Consider the following 4,971-nt stretch of genomic DNA (forward strand, 5'->3'; position numbering starts at 1 on the left):
GGGCGCCGTCGGACCGGCGCCTACCGCTGCGCCGCCCGGCCGCGGACCCGCTGCCGCGGCGCTGGTCCGGGCCGCCCGGGAGCCGGCATGCCGACGGCGCGCCGCCGCGCCGGGCCGCCCGGATCCGGAAGCCGGCATCACGCCGGTGCTCGCCACGCTGGACCGACCGGACGGCTGAGGCCGCCGGTCCGGCGGGGCGCCGTCGGACCAGCGCCTACCGCTGCGCCGACCGGCCGCGGACCCGCTGTCCGCTGGTCCGGGCCACCCGGGAGCCGGCATGCCGACGGCGCGCCGCCGCGCCGGGCCGCCCGGATCCGGCAGGCGGCGTCGCGCCGGTGCTCGCCGCGCTGGACCGGCCGGACGGCTGAGGCCGCCTCGGGGCGTCAGCCGGTGGTGAGCACCATCCGGAAGCGGGCGGCGCCGCTCAGCATCTTCTCGTAGGCCTCTCCGGCCTGCTCCAGCGGTACCGTCTCGGTCATCGGGCGGATGCCCTGCAAGGCGCTGAACGCCAGGGTGTCCTCGACGTCCTGCGCGGTGCCGGAGGGGTGTCCGCGGACGACCAGCCCGGTCATGATCAGCTGCACCGGGCTGATGCCCAGCGGTTCGGGCGTGGCGCCGATGACGATCAGTTCGCCGCGCGGGGCCAGACCGTCCACGGTGGCCGTGATGGCCGCGGAGCTGCCCGCGGTGGCCAGGACGGCCTTGGCTCCGCCCAGGGAGCGCAGCGCCTCGGCGACGGAGGTCTCGGCGGTGCTGTCGACATAGTGGTGGGCGCCCAGCCGCTTGGCGAAGTCGGCCTTCTCGGCGCCCCGGGCGATCGCCACGGTCTCGAAGCCCATCGCCACCGCGTACTGCACGCCGAGGTGGCCGAGGCCGCCGAGGCCGAGCACCGCGACCAGGTCGCCGGGCCGCGCGGAGCTGCGCCGCAGCCCGTTGTACGTGGTGACACCCGCGCAGGCCATGGGTCCGGCGTCGCTCGCCGAGACCCCCTCGGGGATCCGGGCCAGGGCGTCGACGGGGGCGATCACCCGCTCGGCGAAGCCGCCGTCGTAGGCCCATCCGGGGACCTTCAGCCGGGTGCACACGATGAAGTCGCCCTGGCGGCAGGGCCGGCAGTGGCCGCAGCTGCCGCCGAACCAGCCGACCACCACCCGGTCACCGGCCCGGTAGCCCCGGTCCTGCGTGCCCTCGCCCAGTTCCTCCACGCGTCCGGCGATCTCGTGTCCGGCCACCACCGGGAAGGTGACGCCGGGTAGTCCGCCGTTGACGAAGAGGGCGTCACTGTGGCAGATCCCGCAGGCCTCGACGGCGATCCGCACCTGGCCGGGCCCCGGCGGCGGCACCTCGCGCTCGGCGAGTTCGAACGCGCCGCCCGGCTCGGTGACCTGCGCGACTCGATAGGTACTCATGGGTCTCTCCGGAGTACGGCTACGACGGTCCTGCGCACCAGCAGACCAGCTCCCGCCCGATCCCGCGCGCCGAACCCGGCCGCACCCCGCTGACCTGCGCGGACCGGCTCCGCAGGGCGCGGTGTCAGGGGGTCCGGGGACACCAGCCCTGCGGCTGGAGCATGCCCAGCAGCAGCCGTACCAGCTCGTCCACCACCTCGTCGAGCGTGGCGTCCACCCAGCCGGCGGTCCAGTCGTGCAGCAGCCCGTTCACACTGCCGATGAAGGCCGTGGCCGCGAGGCGGTAGTCGCGGGGCGCCGCCTCCCCGCGGGCCACGGCCGCGTCCGCCTCGGCGCGGATGAGGTCGACCCAGCGGGCGCGGCGGGCCAGGCGCTGCTCCTCCAGCCGCGGGCTGACCCCGATGATCTCCACGAACGTGATGCGGATGCGGCGCGGGTCGCAGGTGACCCCCTGGGCGTAGGCCCGGAAGAGCGCGGTGGCGCGCTCGGCCAGCGGCAGGTCCTCCGCGGTGGCGAGGGCGTCCAGGACGGCCTGTTCGGCCCAGCCGTTGACCTCCAGGTGCAGGGCGGCGAGGACGTCCTCCAGGGTGCGGAACTCCTCGTAGAACTGGCGCGTGGACAGGCCCGCGGCCTGGCTCAGCGCGGCGACGGTGCTGCCCCGGTAGCCGGGGGTGTCGCCGAACAGCCGCAGTGCCGCGTCGAGGAAGCGGCGGCGCCGCTCGGCCTGCCGTTCCGCGGCGGACCGGCCGCCGTAGCGCCCCGTCGGCGCCCTGAGCCTGCCGCCCACGCGTCCCCCTCCGTCGTCCCGCCGATCACCCAATCTTGTCGTGCACACCTCTTGTCGAGAAGGCCGCCCCCTCCTTACTTTTCAGTAAGTTCATTGTGAATGCGCCCGTGTTCAGATTCCCCCGAGGAAAGAGAGCCGTCATGGCTGCCTCCAGAACCAGGCACCTGTGCTCCGTGGCCGCCGCCCTCGTCCTGACCACCGCCGCCCCGGCCACCGCCGCCTCCGCGAGCCCGGCCGCCCCCGACGGGCTGCGCGAGGTGCTGTTCGTGGCCAACAACTGGGACGGCACCGCCGATGTCATCCGCTCCACCGGCGACTACGCGAAGATCGGCCGGATCGATGTGATCCCGGACAAGGCCGCGCGGATGGCCGAGATCAACGCGGACCCGATCAAGTGGATCTACTTCCAGGCGATCCGCAACAGCGTCGGCGAGGGCCACGACCAGTTCGCCGACGACATGTACTCGACCCCCGACGGCCGGTCGGTGGTGGTGTCCCGGCCGAGTTTCGCGGACGTCGTCTCCCTCGACCTGGCCACCGGGAAGGTCAACTGGCGTTTCCCGGTGGCCGGTTACCGGGCCGACCACATGGCGGTCTCGCCGGACGGCACCCGGGTGGCGGTCTCCGCCTCGACCGCGAACACCGTGCACGTCCTCGACATCGGCACCGGCAAGCAGCTGGGCTCGTTCAAGACCGGCGACAAGCCGCACGAGAACGTCTTCTCCGAGGACGGCAAGTACATCTGGAACATGTCCATCGGTGAGGTCAACACCGCGTTGGACGACCCCGGCTGGGACTGGACCAAGGGCGACCGGCACATCACGGTCGTGGACGCGACGACGTACCGGCAGGTCAAGGTCGTGGACATGCGGCAGCGACTCGATGCGTACGGGCTGAAGGACTTCTCCGACGCGGTCCGCCCGGCCGTGTTCTCCCCCGACGCCTCGCGGTTGTACTTCCAGGTGTCGTTCTTCAACGGCTTCTTCGAGTACGACGTCGCCACCGACAGGATCACCCGGATGAAGGCCCTGCCGAAGAACCCGGCGACCAGCGAGGACCGCACGACCTGGGTCAACGACTCGCGCCACCACGGCATTTCGATGAACCCCGAGGGCACCAAGCTGTGCGTGGCGGGCACCATGGACGACTACGCGACCGTGGTCGACCGGGCCTCGCTCCAGGAGGGCCCGCTGGTGACGACGTCCAAGCCGTACTGGGCGACCGTCAGCGGGGACGGCAAGGACTGCGTCGTCTCCGAGAGCGGCGCCGACCAGGTGACGGCGATCGACTTCGCCACCGGGCGGAAGGTCGCCTCGGTCCCGGTCGGCGACCATCCGCAGCGCGTCCGGCTCGGCCACGTGCAGGCCGACTGGACGGGCCCCGGCGGGAACTGAGGGGCCGTCGGACGCGGCCTCCGGGGTGCCCCCACTCGCTCCGGAGGCCGCATCACCCCTGTCGGAAGCGCGCCGCCGCCCACGCGGCCAGTTCGGCCCGGGCCGCGCTCAGCAGCTCCCCGGCGGGTGCCGTGGCACCGTTGGTGACCAGGGCGTAGTGCAGCACGCCGGAGTCCGTGTCGGTGAGCAGCAGCCGGCGGCTGCCGGTCCCGCCCGGCTCGGGGGCCGCGGCGACCGGGGTGGCGGAGGTGTGGGCGGGCGGGGCGTGCACCGCGCCGAGGTCGGAGACGACCGTCGTGGCGGCGGTCGGGAAGGACGCCGGCAGGTGCAGTTCGGTCGGCGCCGTGCCGTCGCCGGAGCGCCATACGAGCAGCCCGTACTGGCCCGAGCCCACCAGCTTCGCCACGTTCGGCAGGGAACTCGGCACCGGGTTCCAGGTGAGGGTGGTGGAGCCGTCCCGGGAGCGGTCCTCGTAGGTGAAGGCGAGCGCGGTGCCGGCCGTGGCGCTGGGGTAGACACGGTCCAGGAGGCGGGCGTCCTGGCGCAGGGTGACCGTCCCGGAGTCGTCCAGCCGCACCGCCGACAGGTCCTCGTCGTTCCAGGCGTCCCCCGCGGTGAGCACCTTGCCGGGGTTGCCGTTCATCGGCTCGTGGTGGCGGCCGTGGTAGAGGTCCCACTGCCACTGGGTGCCGGACAGCACCGGGCCGGAGGCGGCCGGACCGGTCCACCAGCTCCTGCCGGGCAGGCGGGAGTCGAGGGCCTGGTACATGGCCTTCAGCACGGTCGGCGCCTTGTCGGCCACCGCGCCGGACAGGGGGTGGCCGAACTCGCTGACCACGGCCGCGGTACCGGCGGCCCCGGCGCGGTCGCGGACGGCGGCGAAGTCGGCGGCGTACTGGCCGTCGGCCGCCTTGCCCCACATCAGGATGCCGGAGATGGCCTTCTGGTCGTAGAAGTGGGTGTTGAAGACGTAGCCGGGGCCGAGCGGGCCCGCGTCGAGCAGGCCGCCCTCCTGTTTCTGGGTGGGGATGTTGGCGTTCCAGAAGAGGTTCGGCTCGACGAGGGCCGGCTTGTCCTGCCACCCGGCGGCGTCCATGGCCGCCCGGAACCGGGCGTAGAACGGCCAGAGCAGATCGCGTTCCCAACTGCGGGAGGTCTGCCCGGAGTCGTAGGCGCCGGCGTACGGCTCGTTGTACGGATCGAAGCCGGCGATGCCCGCGAACTCGGCGTCGCTCAGGTGCCGGCGCAGGTAGGCCATGGTGGTCCGGGCGGTGCCGAGGAAGGCGTCCTGCAGACCGTGGGCGTTGTGCCAGAAATCGTGCTGGGCCTGCTGCACGGCCGCATTCTGCGTGATGTTCTGACCCCACAAAATCTTTTAGAC

The 4,971-nt window shown here is 73.1% G+C and carries 3 protein-coding genes and 1 pseudogene; 1 reads left to right on the top strand and 3 read right to left on the bottom strand.

What is annotated here, in order from left to right; all coding sequences use genetic code 11:
* Positions 1-383: 383 nt before the first annotated feature.
* Complete coding sequence (locus CCN44_RS40315; RefSeq protein WP_059246847.1) at positions 384-1,409, bottom strand: alcohol dehydrogenase; 1,026 nt, start codon at positions 1,407-1,409, stop codon at positions 384-386.
* A gap of 124 nt (positions 1,410-1,533) precedes the next feature.
* On the bottom strand, positions 1,534-2,196 hold the full coding sequence (locus CCN44_RS40320; RefSeq protein WP_086704099.1) for a TetR/AcrR family transcriptional regulator: 663 nt from the start codon (positions 2,194-2,196) through the stop codon (positions 1,534-1,536).
* Between the two features lie 140 nt (positions 2,197-2,336).
* Between CCN44_RS40320 and CCN44_RS40325 the strand changes: the two genes are divergently transcribed.
* Positions 2,337-3,590, top strand: a complete 1,254-nt coding sequence (locus CCN44_RS40325; protein ID WP_086704102.1) for a YncE family protein — start codon at positions 2,337-2,339, stop codon at positions 3,588-3,590.
* Between the two features lie 52 nt (positions 3,591-3,642).
* Here CCN44_RS40325 and CCN44_RS40330 read toward each other — a convergent pair.
* Positions 3,643-4,962: pseudogene (locus tag CCN44_RS40330) on the bottom strand (endoglycosylceramidase); the annotation flags it as partial.
* Positions 4,963-4,971 lie beyond the last annotated feature (9 nt).

The organism is Streptomyces tricolor (genome assembly GCF_002155905.1).
Classification (GTDB): Bacteria; Actinomycetota; Actinomycetes; order Streptomycetales; family Streptomycetaceae; genus Streptomyces; species Streptomyces tricolor.